This window comes from Massilia sp. DD77 (genome assembly GCF_036961685.1).
Taxonomy (GTDB): Bacteria; Pseudomonadota; Gammaproteobacteria; order Burkholderiales; family Burkholderiaceae_D; genus Telluria.
Map to the genome: position 1 here is coordinate 163,339 of NZ_JBAMDH010000002.1, position 16,497 is coordinate 179,835.

General features: G+C 67.9%; 19 protein-coding genes. 9 read left to right on the top strand and 10 right to left on the bottom strand.

Annotated features, from left to right (window positions below):
• Positions 1 to 81 precede the first annotated feature (81 nt).
• Positions 82 to 591, top strand: coding sequence for an Lrp/AsnC family transcriptional regulator (locus tag V7778_RS01810; protein ID WP_211521012.1), 510 nt, complete (start codon positions 82 to 84; stop codon positions 589 to 591).
• Positions 592 to 752: 161 nt separating this feature from the next.
• Here V7778_RS01810 and V7778_RS01815 read toward each other — a convergent pair whose 3' ends face one another.
• Positions 753 to 1,127: a group III truncated hemoglobin gene (locus V7778_RS01815; protein WP_335551641.1), complete on the bottom strand. Its 375-nt coding sequence runs from the start codon at positions 1,125 to 1,127 to the stop codon at positions 753 to 755.
• A gap of 268 nt (positions 1,128 to 1,395) precedes the next feature.
• On the opposite strand from V7778_RS01815, the gene V7778_RS01820 reads away from it, so the two are divergent.
• Positions 1,396 to 1,752 carry a hypothetical protein gene (locus V7778_RS01820; RefSeq protein ID WP_335551642.1) on the top strand — a complete coding sequence of 119 codons (357 nt, stop codon included), beginning with the start codon at positions 1,396 to 1,398 and terminating at the stop codon, positions 1,750 to 1,752.
• On the opposite strand, the gene V7778_RS01825 is transcribed toward V7778_RS01820, so the two are convergent.
• From V7778_RS01825 to V7778_RS01835, 3 genes are read right to left on the bottom strand one after another with little or no spacing between them, the layout of a single operon-like run.
• On the bottom strand, positions 1,749 to 2,093 hold the full coding sequence (locus V7778_RS01825) for a hypothetical protein (protein WP_335551643.1): 345 nt from the start codon (positions 2,091 to 2,093) through the stop codon (positions 1,749 to 1,751). The genes V7778_RS01820 and V7778_RS01825 overlap by 4 nt on opposite strands.
• Before the next feature lie 19 nt (positions 2,094 to 2,112).
• Entirely contained in the window at positions 2,113 to 3,441 is a 1,329-nt protein-coding gene (locus tag V7778_RS01830) for an ATP-binding protein (RefSeq protein ID WP_335551644.1), read from the bottom strand.
• On the bottom strand, positions 3,438 to 4,178 hold the full coding sequence (locus V7778_RS01835; RefSeq protein WP_335551645.1) for a response regulator: 741 nt from the start codon (positions 4,176 to 4,178) through the stop codon (positions 3,438 to 3,440). The genes V7778_RS01830 and V7778_RS01835 overlap by 4 nt, the downstream gene beginning before the upstream one ends.
• A gap of 176 nt (positions 4,179 to 4,354) precedes the next feature.
• Here V7778_RS01835 and V7778_RS01840 point away from each other — a divergent pair, with 176 nt between their 5' ends.
• The 7 genes from V7778_RS01840 (at position 4,355) to V7778_RS01870 (ending at position 8,900) form a co-directional block, all read left to right on the top strand.
• Complete coding sequence (locus V7778_RS01840; RefSeq protein WP_335551646.1) at positions 4,355 to 5,080, top strand: cytochrome c biogenesis CcdA family protein; 726 nt, start codon at positions 4,355 to 4,357, stop codon at positions 5,078 to 5,080.
• An 11-nt stretch (positions 5,081 to 5,091) separates the two neighbouring features.
• On the top strand, positions 5,092 to 5,598 hold the full coding sequence (locus tag V7778_RS01845) for a thioredoxin family protein (RefSeq protein ID WP_335551647.1): 507 nt from the start codon (positions 5,092 to 5,094) through the stop codon (positions 5,596 to 5,598).
• 132 nt (positions 5,599 to 5,730) lie between these two features.
• A complete protein-coding gene (locus V7778_RS01850) occupies positions 5,731 to 6,468 on the top strand; it encodes an SDR family NAD(P)-dependent oxidoreductase (RefSeq protein WP_335551648.1) in 738 nt (245 codons plus the stop codon).
• Positions 6,469 to 6,503: 35 nt separating this feature from the next.
• Positions 6,504 to 7,544 (top strand): alpha/beta fold hydrolase, encoded by a 1,041-nt coding sequence (locus V7778_RS01855; RefSeq protein WP_335551649.1) that lies wholly within the window; start codon positions 6,504 to 6,506, stop codon positions 7,542 to 7,544.
• A 28-nt stretch (positions 7,545 to 7,572) separates the two neighbouring features.
• Positions 7,573 to 7,914 (top strand): CzcE family metal-binding protein, encoded by a 342-nt coding sequence (locus tag V7778_RS01860; protein ID WP_335551650.1) that lies wholly within the window; start codon positions 7,573 to 7,575, stop codon positions 7,912 to 7,914.
• A 31-nt stretch (positions 7,915 to 7,945) separates the two neighbouring features.
• Complete coding sequence (locus V7778_RS01865; protein ID WP_335551651.1) at positions 7,946 to 8,362, top strand: organic hydroperoxide resistance protein; 417 nt, start codon at positions 7,946 to 7,948, stop codon at positions 8,360 to 8,362.
• 91 nt (positions 8,363 to 8,453) lie between these two features.
• On the top strand, positions 8,454 to 8,900 hold the full coding sequence (locus V7778_RS01870; protein ID WP_335551652.1) for an SRPBCC family protein: 447 nt from the start codon (positions 8,454 to 8,456) through the stop codon (positions 8,898 to 8,900).
• A gap of 101 nt (positions 8,901 to 9,001) precedes the next feature.
• Here V7778_RS01870 and V7778_RS01875 read toward each other — a convergent pair whose 3' ends face one another.
• From V7778_RS01875 to V7778_RS01900, 6 genes are all read right to left on the bottom strand, one after another.
• Positions 9,002 to 9,652 (bottom strand): GNAT family N-acetyltransferase, encoded by a 651-nt coding sequence (locus tag V7778_RS01875; RefSeq protein ID WP_335551653.1) that lies wholly within the window; start codon positions 9,650 to 9,652, stop codon positions 9,002 to 9,004.
• Between the two features lie 101 nt (positions 9,653 to 9,753).
• Positions 9,754 to 11,286, bottom strand: a complete 1,533-nt coding sequence (locus V7778_RS01880) for a diguanylate cyclase (RefSeq protein ID WP_335551654.1) — start codon at positions 11,284 to 11,286, stop codon at positions 9,754 to 9,756.
• A 129-nt stretch (positions 11,287 to 11,415) separates the two neighbouring features.
• Positions 11,416 to 12,543 (bottom strand): multifunctional CCA tRNA nucleotidyl transferase/2'3'-cyclic phosphodiesterase/2'nucleotidase/phosphatase, encoded by a 1,128-nt coding sequence (locus V7778_RS01885; RefSeq protein WP_335551655.1) that lies wholly within the window; start codon positions 12,541 to 12,543, stop codon positions 11,416 to 11,418.
• 2 nt (positions 12,544 to 12,545) lie between these two features.
• Entirely contained in the window at positions 12,546 to 13,265 is a 720-nt protein-coding gene (locus tag V7778_RS01890; RefSeq protein WP_335551656.1) for a glutathione S-transferase family protein, read from the bottom strand.
• Positions 13,266 to 13,426: 161 nt separating this feature from the next.
• Positions 13,427 to 14,389: a complex I NDUFA9 subunit family protein gene (locus V7778_RS01895; RefSeq protein WP_335551657.1), complete on the bottom strand. Its 963-nt coding sequence runs from the start codon at positions 14,387 to 14,389 to the stop codon at positions 13,427 to 13,429.
• A 7-nt stretch (positions 14,390 to 14,396) separates the two neighbouring features.
• A complete protein-coding gene (locus V7778_RS01900) occupies positions 14,397 to 16,370 on the bottom strand; it encodes a lytic transglycosylase domain-containing protein (protein ID WP_335551658.1) in 1,974 nt (657 codons plus the stop codon).
• Positions 16,371 to 16,497: the final 127 nt, after the last annotated feature.

Consider the following 16,497-nt stretch of genomic DNA (forward strand, 5'->3'; position numbering starts at 1 on the left):
AGCATTAAATTCCAAACAATTCCCCCCACTTCGCAATTTGCGCAATAAAATTGCGGTATGCACGAGAACACCGAGGGAAGCATGTCAAAGATTGAGCTGGATAAAACCGACCGCAAGATTCTTGAAATCCTGCAAACAGACGGGCGCCTGTCGAACCAGGACGTGGCCGAGCGCGTGAACCTGTCGCCCTCGCCCTGCCTGCGCCGCATCAAGCGGCTGGAGGAAGCGGGCGTGATCCGCCAGTACGTGGCCCTGCTCGATCCGGACAAGATCGGCCTCGGCTTGCTGGCCTACGTGAACGTGCGCCTGGAAAAACACAGCGAAGTGGCCAGCGCCAGCCGCGCCCCGGGCCTGCCGGCGACCTCGCCGCGCAACGACTTCGCGGTGTCGGTGGGGTCCTGGCCGGAAGTGGTGGCCTGCTATGCGATGACGGGGGAGATGGATTTCCTGCTGCGCGTGCATGTGGGCGACATGGACCACTTCTCGCGCTTCATGATGGGGACGCTGCTCAAGCATCCGGCGGTGCTGGATGTGAAGTCGAGCTTTGCGCTGCAGCGGATCAAGGAGACGACGGCGATGCCGCTGGTGTAAGAGCGCGCAACCCGATTTCGCTCGGTTTAGCCGCGATATATGCCCGTCGTCCCCGCGAAGGCGGGGATCCAAGTTCTGCCAGCGTCATCGCTACGCTTGCAAACTTGGGCCCCCCGCCTGCGCGGGGGTGACGGTCTTAAGGCTAAGGGTCTTCTCAGCCGTCAGACCCTGATCTCCCCAAAAAACCCCAGCTGTAAACTGGACGCGATCCGCTCCGCCACCAGGATCGCCTCCTTCGCCTCCTCCGCGCCGAACACCTCCACCGTGGTCAGCTTGAACAGCATCAGCCAGCGGATGAAATGCTCGCTCCCGATGCCGCTCAGGGCCATGTGCTTGCCGAATACGTTGCCTTCGAACTCGCCGGTACCGAGCAGGACCTTGGTCCAGAACGCATACATACGCGGCATGTGCTCCTGCCAGCGTCCGGCCAGCTTGGCCTCGAACACGGGACCGAGCACGGCGTCCTCGCGCACGCGCCCGTAGAAGGTATCGACCAGCCGGATGATGGAGGACGGGTTGATTGCGGGTGAAGTCATCGCTTGCCTCTGATGGAATGTCCCCATTCTAACTAATATGCATTTCCAATGCTGCTTAAAACCGGCAGTGGCCGCCTGCCTGTCAGCAAATTTCCACTTCTTCCTTGCGCCCCCCGGATTCCGACCTAAGCTGAGTAGGCGTGGCCATGTTGGCAACGCCGTGCCGCGCCCGCCAGGCGCGCCGACCACGTCGATCATCCCGGAGGGAATGATGAACCATCGCCTGATCTTCCGACTCGCGGCCGTCCTTGGAGTGGGTTTCGGCCTTATGCTGATGCTCACGCCGGATGCGCTGATGAACGCCTACGGCGCGGAGAGCATGAATATCACGGGCCGCCATATGGCCATGCTGTACGGCGCATCGCTCGCCGGTTACGGTCTCATGAACTGGGGCGCCAGCCGCGCCGTCGAACTTGCCGAGATCCACTACGTCCTGATCGGCAACCTGGCCGGGCATGGGCTCGGGCTGGTGGTCAGCCTCTACCGCCAGCTGATGGTGCCGGGGACGCCGGACACCGCGTGGCTCAACGTCCTGATCTTCCTGACTTTCAGCATCCTGTTCGGCTACCTGTACCGGACCAGCCCGGCAGGCTACCGCCTGCATGCGGCGGCCCGCCACGCCTAGCGGGTAGCATCGTCCGGCGCGAGCGCCGCATACCATTGCGCGTAGGGCGTGTTGGCCACCATGCGCCGGTTGTAGTCCGGAGCCCCGTCGGTCCACCAGACGGGGCCCCGCTCCCCCAGCGCGCGCTTGGCCGCATCGACCGCCGCGCGTGCGCGGCGTTCGGCATCGGTGTCCTTCGCCTTCACCGCCAGGCCGACCTGGCGCCGCGCGCCCATGAGCGCGTTCACCAGTTCCTGGCGCCGCTCCGGCGCCAGTCCGGGATCGCTGGTGCGCCAAAGGCGGCCAGCCACCACGAAGTAGCGGCCATCCGGCGTGACGGGGTGCTGGGCGGAAGCTGGCATGGCCCTACTCTAGCCAAGTTCAGCGGCCGGCGCCGTCCTCCAGGTCGTGGATGCGCAGGGTCGCTTCCAGCCCGCCCTGAGGGTGGTTGCGCAGTTCCAGCCTGCCGTTCATCGCCGTCGCCAGCTGCCGGGCGATGGCCAGGCCCAGGCCGGTGCCGCCGGTATCGCGGTTGCGCGAGGCTTCCAGGCGGTAGAAGGGCTCGAACACCTTCTCCAGTTCAGCCTCGGGAATGCCCGGACCGAAATCCCTGATACGGATGGCGATCTCGCCCGGGCTCTCCTGCGCGATACCGACCTGCACCGCGCCCGCGTACTTCAGGCCGTTGTCGATCAGGTTGCCCAGCACGCGGCGCAGGGCCTGGGGGCGCGCCGCGATGGAGACGCCGGCCCTGCCCTCCAGGCTGACGTCCTGCCCGGCGTCGCGGTAGTCGCCCACCAGGCTCTCCAGCATGGAGTCCGGGTCGACCCGGACCGGCGCTTCGCGCGCGCCGTGCAGGGTACGCGCATAGGCCACCCCGTCCTTCACCAGGGCTTCCATCTCGCGCAGGTCACGGTTCATCTTGTTGCGCTGGACCTCGTCGTCCATCATGTCGGCCCGCATGCGCATGCGCGTGATCGGCGTCTGCAGGTCGTGCGAGATGGCGGCCAGGATCTGGGTGCGCTCGCTCATGTAGGCGGCGATCCGCTCCTGCATCGCATTGAAGGCCCTGGCGGCGCGCGCGACTTCGAGCGGGCCGGATTCGGGCAGCCGTTCGGACTGCAGGTCGGGCCCCAGGCTGTCGGCCGCGCGCGCCAGCTGGGCCAGCGGGCGGGTCGCCAGGCGCACCCCGGCCCAGGTGCACAGTCCCAGCAGGGCCAGCTGGCCCAGCAGCACGGCGGGCAGCCAGGACGATACCGGCAGGCCGGCGGGACGCATGTCGATGGTCAGGGGCGTGCCGTCGCTGAGGGTCACGTGGGCCTGGACCCGGTTCGGATGGCCCGGCGCGGCGCTTGCCGTGACCCGGTAGCGCCTGCCGATCGATGCGACGAAGGAATCCGCGATCCGCTTCGACAGCGCGGTATCGGGCTCATGGCCGGGCTCGCCGGGGCCGAGCGTGAAGCGGTAGGTGCGGCGCGCCAGCCGGGGCAGCCAGTCGGCGCGCTCGGCGGCCGGCAGCCGGTCCAGCAGGGCGACCGAGCTGGCCACGTCCTGTTCCAGGAAGTTGAGCATCAGGCCGACCGTGGCTTCGCGGCGTTCGCTCATGATCCAGACATAGGTCAGCGCCTGCGCCAGCGCCAGCCCGGCCAGCAGGACCAGCATCAGCCGCATGAACAGGGAGCGCGGCAAGCGCAGTGCGCCGGCGTTCATGCCGCGCCGTCCACGAAGTCCACCGTCGACGAGAACACATAGCCTTCGCTGCGCAGGGTCTTGATGTAGCGCGGCTCGCGCGCATCGTCGCCCAGGCGCTGGCGCACGCGGCTCACCAGGAGGTCGATCGAGCGGTCGAACAGGTCGGCCTCGCGGCCCTGGGTCAGGTTCAGCAGCTGGTCGCGGGTGAGCACGCGCTGCGGGTGGTCGAGGAAGACCCGCAGCAGGCGGTATTCGGCCCCGCTCAGGGACACCATCGTGCCCTCCCGGTCCAGCAGGTGGCGGCCGACCGTGTCGAGCCGCCAGTCGCCGAAGGCGATGAACTGCCCGGGCTCCTTGACCTCGAGATTCGGCGGCAGCATGCGTGTGCGGCGCAGGATCGAGCGGATGCGGGCATACAGCTCGCGCACCGCGAAGGGCTTGGTGAGATAGTCGTCGGCGCCCATCTCGAGGCCGACGATGCGGTCGGTCTCCTCGTCGCGCGCCGTGAGCATCAGGACCGGCATGCTGCGCCATTTGCCGGCGCGCAGGTCGCGGCACAGAGTCAGGCCGTCCTCGCCCGGCATCATCAGGTCGAGCACCACGAGGTCGAACTGCTGCTGCTCCATCAGACTGCGCATCTGGCGGCCGTTGGCGGCGGTGGCGGCGCGCATGCCCTGCTTGTCCAGGTAGGCGGCGATCAGTTCGCGGATCTCGAGGTCGTCGTCGACGATCAGGATGTGGTCGGGGGTATCCATGGTTTCCTGCCAAAGGTGATTGAGGTCTATTTATAGCCTGCCTGCGCCGGACTTTTGTATCCCAGTGTATCCGGCCCGGCTCCCGGTACAGTACATTGCAAAACCGCCCGGTCTGGACACAGCCGGGATACGCCGGGGCGATGTAATGCGGTCATCCAACCAGGAGGACCGACACCATGCAACATCTTATCGACGCCCCGCTCGCCCTGCTCGGCGGGGTGCTGACCATCGCCTCGCCCTGCGTGCTTCCCATCCTGCCCATCGTCCTGGGCGGCTCTCTGCAAGACACGGACCGCGGCCGCCCCGTCTTCATCGTCGCCGGTTTCGTCCTGGCCTTCGCATCGCTCGGCATGCTATTGGCCGGTGCCTCTCAGCAGTTCGAGCTGGCCCACGAGACGCTGCGCCTGGCCGGCATCGCGATGCTGGCGCTGACCGGACTCGCCATGCTGTGGAAGGCGCCCTATGCCTGGGCGATGCGGTACGCGGCCCGCTTCGCCGGCACCCTGCTGCCCTCCTCCTCGCCGGAGCGTGCGGGCAAGCTGGGCGGCCTGCTGCTCGGCATGTCGCTGGGCGCGGTCTGGACGCCCTGCGCCGGACCGGTGCTGGCCTCGATCCTGGTGCTGGTCGCCCAGGCACAGGATATCGGCTGGTCGGCGACCCTGCTTCTCCTCTACGCCATAGGCGCGGGCATTCCCATGCTCGCCATCGCCTACGGCGGCCAGTTCGTGCGCCGGCACATCCGCAGCGTGGCCCGCTATACCGACCGCCTGCAGCAGGTGTTCGGCCTGCTGATCCTGCTGACCGCCGTCGTCATCTATTTCCAGGTCGACGTCCTGCTGTACGCCCACCTTGCCGACTTCACTTTCGCCGACTTCACTGTCGCCAATTTCATCCCGCTTTGAAAGGACACACCATGAAAACCCTGATCGCCGCCCTGTTCGCCACCGCCAGCTTCTCGGCCCATGCCGCTTCCGCCAGCCCTATGGCGGCGCCGGAATTCACCGGCATCAACAACTGGCTGAACTCGCCCCCGCTGAGCATGCAGCAGCTGCGCGGCAAGGTGGTGCTGGTCGACTTCTGGACCTACACCTGCATCAACTGCATCCGCACCCTGCCCTATGTGAAGAGCTGGCACGAGAAGTACAAGGACAAGGGCCTGGTGGTGGTGGGAGTGCATACGCCCGAGTACCCCTTCGAGCGCTCGACCTCGAACGTCCAGGCGGCCATCAAGCGCTTCGGGATTCCCTACGCGGTCGCCCAGGACAACCGCTATGCCACCTGGCAGGCCTACTCGAACCAGTACTGGCCGGCGGTCTACCTGGTCGACAAGCAGGGCCAGGTCGTGTACTCGCATTTCGGCGAGGGCGACTACGCGGAGACCGAGGCCAAGATCCGCGCCCTGCTCGCGGAAGCGAACTGAGCTTGCTTTTTGTATCCCAGTGTGTCCGGGCCGGGGCCATACACATGCGATTGCAGTCGGCCCGCTTCCCGACACAGTGGGGATACCTGCGGGATTTTTAATAGAGCCATACCAACTCACCAAGGACCAGACATGAACACCGCTAGCACCCGGAACAAGACTGCCCTCGTCATCGGCGGATCGCGCGGCATCGGCGCCGCCATCGCCCTGCGCCTGGCGCGCGACGGCGCCAACGTCGCCCTGACCTATGCCAGCGCCGGCGCCAAGGCCCTCGATGTCGCCGCCGCCATCGAGGCGCAGGGCGTGCAGGCCATGGCGCTGAAGGCGGACAGCGCCAGCGCAGCCGAGCTGCAGGACGCTGTCGGCCAGGCAGTGGCGCGCTTCGGCCGCATCGACATCGTGGTCGTCAACGCCGGCGTCCTGCACATCGCCGACGTGGCCGCCTTCAGCCTGGAGCAGCTGGACCGCATGCTGGACGTGAACGTGCGCGGCGTCTACCTGGCGATCCAGGCGGCGCTGCCGCACATGCCGGCGGGTGGGCGCGTGATCACCATCGGCAGCAATACGGCGGTGCGCAGCGGGCACCCGGGCTCCAGCGTGTACTCGATGACCAAGGGCGCGGTCGCCGTCATGGTCAAGGGCCTGGCGGTCGACCTGGCGCCGCGCGGCATCACGATCAACAACATCCAGCCGGGCCCGATCGAGACCGACATGACGGCCGACATGATCGAGATGGTCAAGGAATGGATTCCCCTCAAGCGCGTCGGCCAGCCGGATGAAGTCGCGGCCCTGGCGGCTTACCTGGCAAGTACCGAATCCGGCTACATGACCGGCGCCAGCCTGACCATCGACGGCGGCATGTCGCTCTGAATCCATCCCCCGAGACCCCGACCCTGGAGAACATCATGACCGAGACCACCAACCTGAAACGCCGCAGCTTCCTCAACACCGCCTCGCTGGGCCTGGCCGCCGCCCAGCTGGGCCTGGCCGGCAGCGTGCACGCCGCCGTCTCGTCGCTGGCCGGCGGCATCACGCCCGCCAGCAACACCTTCACCGACATCAAGCAGATCCGCGCCGGCCTGCTCGACGTGGGCTATGTCGACGCCGGCCCGCGCAACGGCTATCCGATCGTGCTGTTCCATGGCTGGCCCTACGACATCCACGCCTTCATCGACGTCGTGCCGGTGCTGGCCGCCGCCGGCTACCGGGTGCTGGTGCCGCACCTGCGCGGCTATGGCAGCACCCGCTTCCTGTCCACGGACACGCCGCGCAACGGCCAGCAGGCCAGCTTCACCGCGGACGCCGTCGCCTTCCTGGACGCGCTCAAGATCGACAAGGCCATCGTCGCCGGCTTCGACTGGGGCGCGCGCATCGCGGCCACCCTGGCGGCGCTGTGGCCGCAGCGCTGCACGGCCCTGGTGTCGGTCAGCGGCTATCTGATCGGCAGCCAGGAAGGCAACCGCAAGCCGCTGGCCCCGAAGGCGGAACTGCAGTGGTGGTATCAGTACTACTTCGCCACCCCGCGCGGCGAACAGGGCTACCGCGAGAACACCCACGCCTTCGCGCGCCTGATCTGGGAGCTGGCCTCGCCGCAGTGGAAATTCGACGACGCCACCTTCGCGCGCTCGGCCAGGTCGCTCGACAACCCCGACCACGTCGCCATCTCGGTCAGCAACTACCGCTGGCGCCTCGGCCTGGCGCCATCGGAAGCGCGCTACGAGGACCTGGAACAGCGCCTGGCCCGCTTCCCGGACGTCAAGGTGCCGACCATCACGATGGAAGGCGACGCCAACGGCGCGCCGCATCCGGACCCCAAGGTCTATGCGAAGAAATTCCTGGCCAGGTACGAACACCGCCACCTGACTGGCGGCATCGGCCACAACCTGCCGCAGGAAGCGCCGCAAGCCTTTGCCCAAGCCATCCTGGACGTGGCCAAGTGGCTCTGACTCATTCACCAAGCTGAAAGGAAATCATATGTTGACCTCGCCTCGCCGCCATGCCGTCCACACCCTCGCCGCCGGCGCCCTCCTGTTCGCCGCGGCCTTGCAGGCCAACGCGGCGGAGATCGCCCAGCCCTATGGCATGGCCGCCGACAGCGGCGCCGCCCAGCGCGATATCCGGATCGACGCCTCGACCCGCTACGTCAACGTCCAGCAGGGCGAGATCGTGCGCTTCGTGAGCGAGCAGGGCAGCTTCGTATGGCGCTTCGACACCGCCCGCACCCGCCTGGTCTTCGACTTGGCGCACATCGTGCCGGAGCTCGCCCCTGCCCAGGACATCATGGTCTATGTCGCCGAATCCGGCGACGACCGCTAAGCCTTTTCACCCCACCCAGAAGGAATGCATCATGCGTGATACCACCACCGTGCTTTACACCGGCAAGACCCGCACCACCGGCGGCCGCGACGGCTCCGCCCGCAGTACCGACGGCCGGCTCGACCTCAAGCTGTCCTCGCCCGGTTCGCGCGGCGCGGGCACCAATCCGGAACAGCTGTTCGCGGCCGGCTGGTCGGCCTGCTTCATCGGCGCCATGGGGCTGGCTGCGGGCAAGCTCGGCCTCACACTGCCTTCCGAGTCCTGCGTCGATGCCGAAGTGGACCTGGCCAACCTGAACGGCGAATATTTCCTGCAGGCGCGCCTGAACGTGCACCTGCCGGGCCTGCCCGCCGAGGTCGCGCAATCGCTGGTCGCCGCCGCGCACCAGACCTGTCCCTATTCGAAGGCGACGCGTGGCAATATTGATGTCGATATCCGCGTGATGTAAAAAGATCTGCCGGCATGTCGAATCTCGGCGCGTCCGTTCGTCGTGCCGGCAGAGGGTCGTCCTCTGCCACTGTCGAAAAAAGGAATCGATCATGTCCACCAACAGCGTTGAACTGCACCGTGTCCTGAAGTCCACGCCCGATCGCGTGTACCGCGCCTTCACCAATCCGGACGCCCTGGCCAAGTGGCTGCCGCCGCACGGCTACTTCGGCACCGTGCACGAGATGGACGCCCGGGTCGGCGGCCGTTACCGGATGTCCTTCACCAACCTGACGACCGGCAACAGCCATGCGTTTGGCGGCGAATACCTGGAGCTGGTTCCGGGGGAGCGCCTGCGCTACACGGACGAGTTCGACGATCCGAACCTGCCGGGGCGGATGCAGACCACGGTCAGCTTGCGCCCGGTATTCTGCGGGGTCGATGTGCGGATCACGCAGGAAGGGATTCCGGCCGCGATTCCGGCGGAGATGTGCTATCTCGGGTGGCAGGAGTCGCTGCAGCTGCTGGCGCAGCTGGTCGAGGCGGAGATCAAGGAGTAGCGGCGGCTTGGATAGAAGCAGCTGCGCGGATCGTAAGGTGGGCGGGGGACCCGCCCACCCTACGGCTAGTGTGAGCGATCAACGCATGAACATGATGCTGCTTATTTCTTTGGCGAGAACCACTTCACGGCCGCGCGGGCGTTGGCCTTGACGGTGTAGTCGATCACGGCGAACTGCTCTTCCAGCGCCTCGGCCATCACGCTGCCCGGGCTGGGCGGGGGCAGCTGCAGGTAGGCATCGGCTTCGCCGTACTCGCGCTTGATCTGCATGCCGGCCTTTTTCGCGATGTGCATCATGGTCTTGTTCGTGGACAGGCACTGCATGTACAGGGTGTCGATGTCCGAATTGCGGCAGTGGATCGCGGCGCGCTGGAACAGGCGGGTGCCGACCCCCTGCCCGCGCGCGGATGCCGAGACCGAGACGCCGAATTCGGCCACCCGCTCCTTGCTCGTCGTGCCGCGCCCCGCGGCGGTCGAAAACGCCAGGTGGCCGACGCCGACCAGCTGGAACACGCGGTTGACCACGCCGAACACGATGTCCTGTGAAAAATCGATCTTGGCAACGTAGGCCTTGATCTGCTCGTCGGGAATCATGCTGCCGAAGCGCAGCAGGCGGTCGCTGGCGTCCAGCGCCAGGAAGTGCTTCAGCACACGGCGGCGGTCGCGCTCGGCCAGTTCCTTGACCAGCACGGTCGGCTGGCCTTTTCTTCCGCTCAGGCCCTGGATCCAGCGGCGCAAGGGATTGTCCAACATTGGTCGCACCTTTATTGTGCACTGCAACAAACAGCATTCTAGCCGAACCCGGCCGTCCCCGCTCATTGTCGCGCTTGCCGTGCGGAAACGCCAGCCTGGCTTTACGGCGGGCCGGTCCATTGTGACTGCGGGCTGACCACGAAGCTGCCCTTGCCCGACTGCTTGGCCTGGTACATGGCCTTGTCGGCGTCCGCCAGCAGGGCGGCCTGGCCGCGTACGGCGCCGGCCTGCCCTTTCGCCGCGGCGATGCCGATACTGGCCGAGATCCGTACCGGATTGCCGTCGGCCTCGGTGATCGACTCGATCTGCTCGAGCGCGAGCCTGGCGACACGCAGCGCCCCATCGCGCGAGCTGACGTCTTCGAGCATGATGACGAATTCGTCGCCGCCCAGGCGCGCCAGGGCGTCCTCGGCGCGCAGCTTGTCCTGCACGCGGCGCGCCACCATTTGCAGCACCAGGTCGCCGGTGGCGTGCCCCCAGGTATCGTTCACGGCCTTGAAACCGTCCAGGTCGATGAACATCAGCACCACCACGCTGTCGCGGCGGTCGGCGCGCGCCAGTGCGCGGTCGAGCAGGCGGGTCAGCTGGCGGTAGTTGATCAGGCCGGTCAGGCTGTCGTGCTGGGCCAGGCGTTCAAGCTGCTTCGATTGCGTCTCCAGCTCGGCGGTGCGCTCGGCCACGCGCTGCTCCAGGGTTTCGTTGGCGGCCTGCAGGCGCTGGTTCACTTCGCCGATGATGCGGTAACTGCGGCGCAGGCGCCAGCCGGCGTAGGCCAGCAGGATCAAGAGCAGCGCCGAATAGGCGAACAGGTAGCCGCGGAAGCGCTGGCGCTCCAGCAGCACGGTGTCGAAGGAACGGTCGAACTCCCGGCCCAGGCGGTCGAGGGCGGCGCCGGTGCCGGCGGCGGCGATCTGGGCTTCGAGGCGGTTTTCCAGCGGACGCTTTTCCAGGATCACGCGGCAGCTGTGGATCAGGGCGTCCATCTTGTCGACCACGGCCGGCGAGAAGGCGATTTCCTGGGCCGCGACATCGCCCAGGATCTCGTCGATGCGGGTCGCCAGGGCCGGGCTCGGCGCCAGGTTGTAGCGCAGGATCTCGGTCAGCAGCGCATTCAGCGTGGTGTCGAGCCGGACCACGATGCGGGCCGGCGCCAGCGCGCCCTCGATGCCGCTCAACTCCGTCTTGAGGTCGGCCACGGCCGGCGGCACGTGCAGCAGGGCCTCGCGCAGCGGCGGATTGTGGACGGCGAACAGGGTGACCAGCTGCTCCTTGGTGCGCAGCGATTGGCGCAGCTGGGCGTAGGCGGCCGGCGCGGCGTCGCCGGTGGTATGGGGCAGCGCCTCGCCCAGGCGCGCCATCAGGTCGTGCATGCGCGGCAGCTGGGTGGTCAGGCGCGCTTCCTGGGGCGCGCGGCCGATGTGGGCGCGCAGGATGTTCGCGTCCCATTCGGCGTCCAGCTTCTCGAGCTCGCGCAGGTTGAGCATGACCCGGTTGCGGATTTCCGGATCCACCGCCTCGGTGCGGACGAACAGGAAGACGAGCAGGAAGCTGAGCGCCGCCACCGCCAGGCCTGCCAGCAGCAGGCGGCGGCGCGGACTCAGGCTCGCTACGCGCTGCGCCAATGTGGCAAGCATATTTTCCCCCAACGCAACAAATTACCGACAGGGAAGCATAGCAAAACTATTAACTGTATTGCAGGCAGGGTGTAAGCGAATGTAACACATGCATGGCGGGTTGCCGCGTTCGATCCGGCTTGGACCGCGTCAAGACATGGCGTCCAGGACTGCCGCTACCGCCTCCACCCTTCCCGCATGGACCGCTGCGGGAATCTGCGCCTTGTTCCCGGCACAGCGCTGGGCGATCTCACCCGCGTTCACGCCGCGCGCCGCCGCCAGCGTGGGCAGCAGGCGCGCTTCCTGGAGAGCCGGCGGCAGGTCGGCATCCCGGACGGTGCAGGCCGCGGCCTGCAGCATCTGGACGAAGCGCTCCGGCTTGCGGAAGGCGTCGCAGCGCTGGAACAGCGCGACCAGTGCGGGCGCATCGGGTACGCCCGCCTGGGGCGCCGCCAGGCCGAGTTCGCGCACCGTCATCACGGCCAGGTCGCGGCATTCGTTGGGCGTCTTGAGGCGCGTGCACACGTCCTGGACCGCTTGCAGGCCGGCGCCGCCGGCCTGCAGTCCGCACATCAGGACCGCGAAGCGCACCTCGAGCGGGTGCGCACGGCGCGCCGCCTCGTCGATCATGTCCATCGTGCGCGCACTGCTGTCGAGTTCGGGAAGGATGCGGGCCAGTGCGCCGCAGTCGTCCAGCACGGCCAGCATGCGCGAGGGACGCGCTTCCATCAGGCCGCGCGCCAGCTCCTGCCAGACACGCTCCGCCACCAGGGCGTCGACCTCGCCCTCGTCCACCATGCGCCGCATCAGCGCATTGGTGGCATCGGCAACGCGGAAGTCCGGCAAGCGCGCGGCGAAGCGCGCCACGCGCAGGATGCGCACCGGGTCTTCGGCGAAGGCTTCCGACACGTGGCGGAATATGCGCTCGTCCAGGTCCCGCTGCCCGCCGTAGGGGTCGACGATCGCGCCGTCTTCGCCCAGCGCCATGGCGTTGATGGTCAGGTCGCGCCGCACCAGGTCCTGTTCCAGGGTGACGTCGGGCGCGGTGTGGAAGGCGAAGCCGTGGTAGCCCTTGGCGGTCTTGCGCTCGGTGCGCGCGAGCGCGTATTCCTCGTGGGTGGCGGGGTGCAGGAAGACCGGGAAGTCCTTGCCCACCGGGCGGAAGCCGGCCGCCAGCATCTGCTCGGGGGTGGCGCCGACCACCACGTGGTCGCGGTCCTGCACGGGCAGGCCCAGCAGCTGATCGCGGACCGCCCCGCCGACGACGTAGCTGCGCATCCTCAATCGCCCGGCAGCTCGGCGTCGTGCAGCGGGGTCGGGTCGTCCTCGACCAGGGCCTCCTTCACCCAGCGGGCGACGGCCGGGTGGGCGAGCACGCGGTCGCAATAGGCCTGCAGGGCCGGCGCCAGGGCCACCCCATAGGTACGGAAGCGGGTAACGACCGGCGCATAGAAGGCGTCGGCGATCGAGAAATCGCCGAACAAGAAGTGGTGGTGGCCGAAGCGCGACAGGCAGTCTTCCCAGATCTCGCAGATACGGCCGATGTCGGCCTGGGCGCCAGGCGTGCGGCCGCGGCCCGGCAGGTGGGCCTGGATATTCATCGGCATCGCGCCGCGCAGTTCGGAAAAGCCCGAATGCATCTCGGCCACGATGGAACGGGCCAGCGCGCGCGCCGCCACGTCCTGCGGCCACATGTGCTTGTCGGGGAACTGCTCCGCCAGGTATTCGGTGATGGCCAGGCTGTCCCAGATGGTCATGTCGCCGGCCAGCAGCACCGGCACCCGGCCCGCATGCGAATAGCGCGCGATATTGGCGGAGGTGTCGGGCTGGTCGAGCAGCACGCGCACTTCGGTGAAGGGAATGCCGAACGCGACCGCCGCCACCCAGGGACGCATCGACCAGGACGACAGGTTCTTGTTGCCGATGACGAGGGTCAGGCCCGGGCGGCGCGCCTGGTCCAGGGTGTGCGAGAGGATCGGGTCGAGTTCGATGGTCTGCATGGCGTTCCTGTGGTGTTCGTAGGGTGGGCGGCTTTGCCGCCCACGCGGTGATCGTTATCGGTTCCAGTTTCGTACCGGATGATCTTGCTGCCAACCATCACCGCGCGGGCCTTCGTCATTCAGGCCATTGGCATGAATGACCCCGCCCACCCTGCACATCCTCAACGGCCTGCGCGGGTACGGTAGGCATCGAGCGGATCACCCGGCGTCAAATAATGCGGTGCGGCGGCCTCGAGCGGTGTGAGCTTGATTCCGAGCGCCTCCGCTGTCAAGGCTTTCGTGGCCGGATCGACCACGTTGTCGGTCTTCATGGAGTCGAGGTTGTCGCGGCTGATGACGGGGTCCCCCGGCAGCATCTCGAACATGCCCGCCTGCACGCGCGCCATCCAGTCCGGCAAGCCAATCACCGTGCGCTCGCAGCCCGCATAGCGACCGGCCAGGCGCACCAGCTCGGCCAGGGTATAGACCCGGGGGCCGCCCAGTTCGATCACGGCGCCGCGCGTGTGCGGCTGGGCCAGCGCGCGCACGAAGGCGCTGGCGACGTCGCCGACATAGACCGGCTGGAAGCGCGCATTGGCACAGGCCAGCGGGACCACGGGCAGATGGCGCTGCAGGCGCGCGAACATGGTGAGGAAATGGTCGCCCGGGCCGAACACCACCGAGGGCCGGAAGACCGTGGCCGCCACCTGCGGCCGGCTGCGCGCGGCGGCTTCGCCGTCGGCCTTGGAGCGCTGGTACATCGAGGCGCCCTGCGCGCTCGCGCCCAGGGCGCTCATGTGGAGGTAGCGCGCCACGCCCAGGTCGGCGCAGGCGGCGGCGATGCGGTGCGGCAGCTCCACGTGCAGGCGGCGGAAGCCCTCGCCGTAGGGCCGGCCGTGGCCGCCGTGCAGCACGCCGACCAGGTTGATCACCGCATCGCAGCCTTCCATCAGGCTGCGCAGCACCTTGTCGTCGTGGATATTCGCCACGCGCAGGTCGACGTCGGGCAGCAGGGTCAGCTGCTTGGCGCTTTCGTAGTGGCGCGCCGGGACGACGACGTCGACGCCCTCCTCGGACAGCCGCGCCACCAGGTGGCCGCCGATGAAGCCGGTCGCGCCGATCGCGACCACCTTGAGCGAGCCCATGGCGGCCTCAGGGCAGGACGGAACTGCCGCCGCGCGGCTGGATCGTGGACAGGCGCGTCTTGATCGACTGCGGCTTGTTGTCGAACACGGCGGCGTAGTTGGTGGCGTTGGCCATCACGTTGCGCACGTAGCCGCGCGTCTCGGAGAAGGGAATGGTCTCGACGAAGACCGCGCCTTCCATCGGTTCCGCCAGCCGTCCACGCCAGGCGCGCGCGCGTCCCGGGCCGGCGTTGTAGGCGGCGGTGGCCAGCACCTCCGAGCCGTCGAAGTTTTCCAGCACCATGTTCATGTAGTTCGCTCCCAAGGTGATGTTGGTGCGCAGGTCGTTCAACATGTCGTGCACAAAGTTGTCGAGGCCGATCTTGGCGGCCACCCACTTGCCGGTGGACGGCATCACCTGCATCAGTCCCGAGGCGCCGACGCCGGAGCGCGCGTCCTGGATGAAGCGCGACTCCTGGCGGATCAGGCCATATACCCAGGCCTTGTCCAGCCCGAGGTCTTGCGCGGTGGGGCGCAGGATCTCGAAATGGGGCGCGGGAAAGCGCTGGGCGTAGTCGAGCTCGGTACGCGTGCGCAGCGAGGTCTCGACCATGCGGTCGAGCAGCTCGTTGCGGCGCGCGAATTCGGCCGCGGCCAGCAGCTGACGTTCAGACAGCCCGCGCAGGCCCCAGTTCCATTCGCGGTTGCCATCCGCGCGCAGGCGCAAGGCGTAGAACTTGAGGGCGCGCTGCAGGCTCGGATTGGCGGCCGCCTGCGCCAGCTCCGGGGCGGTGACCGGCGCCACCGCCGGCGGCGCCGTCACCATGCGGCCCAGTTCGTCCATCGCCAGTTGCCCATAGAAATTCGACTGCACGGCGATACGCTCGAACAGCTCGCGCGCCTGCTCGGCATGGCCTTCGGCCTTGTGGGCGCGGCCCAGCCAGTAGACCCAGGCCGGCTCCGCGCGCAGGCCGGCGGGCATCGCCTCGATGGTGGCGCGCACGCCCTTCCAGTCGCCCTTGCGCAGCGCGATGCGGGTCTTCCACTGGATCTGCTCATTGGTCAGGCGGGCGCCGTTGGCGCGCCGCCAGTAGTCGTCCGCCTCCGGCGACAGGCCGATCGAGGCCGCCAGCGCCAGGTTGGCCCAGCCGGTGGCCCGCTCGTCCTGCGAGAGCTTGGGACTGTTCTTGTTCAGGGCGACGGTAGCCAGCTTGAGGCTCGAGCGCGCCATGCGGCCGAGGGCGACCAGGTAGATCTCGCGCTCGGCGCGGGTGGTGCCGATGCCGCGCGCCATGGCCACGGCCGGCAGGTCGACCGCCTGCGCCGCGCGGGTATCCGACGCCCCGAGCAGGGAGGCGGTGCGGCGCGCGGGGCCGGTGGCGTTCATCTCGCCCGCCAGGCGCAGTTGCCACAGCAGGTCGGCTTCGGTGAACTGGCCGTTCTGCGCCAGTTGCGCCATCAGGGCGGCGCAGGCTTCGCCGTAGGCGGGAGGGTTGGTCAGGAGCGCGCGCGCGTCCTGCAGGACCGGTTCGCCGCGGCTGGCCCGCGCCAGCAAGGCGTAGCAGCGGATCTGCAGCTCGCCGTTCTGGGCCAGCGTCCCCGCTTCGCGTTCGAAGGTGGTCCAGTCGCGGCGCCGGCCCAGCTCCAGCAGCCAGTCGGCGCGCAGGCGCTCGGCGATGGCGCTGCCCTCGTGGCGGCGCAGCACCTCGCGGATTTCCTCGGGCGCGGCCTCGCGCAGGCGCGGTTTCAGACGATAATAGTCGACATAGGAGGCCAGCGGATACTGCGGCGGCAGGCGCGAAGCCAGGGCCTGGATCCTGGCGCTGTCGTTCTGGCGCGCGGCTTCGCGCAGGAGCAGGAAGTTGCTGTCGTCGTCGGCCCTGATGTCGGCGGCCGGCGCTCCCGGCACGGCCGGCGCGCCGGGCGGCACGGGCAATACGGGTGGTTGCGCCTGCTCGGGCTGGGGGGCTTCGGGATCTTCCTGGGCCAAGGCAGGCGGCATCCATGCAAGGGCCAGGAGAAGGGCAATAGCGGTCGGCAAGACGCCGGTTGTCAAACTCGATCGAAACATCAGAACTCTCAAAGTACGCTGCATTCAAACCATGACCGGCGATTCAAGAATACCACGC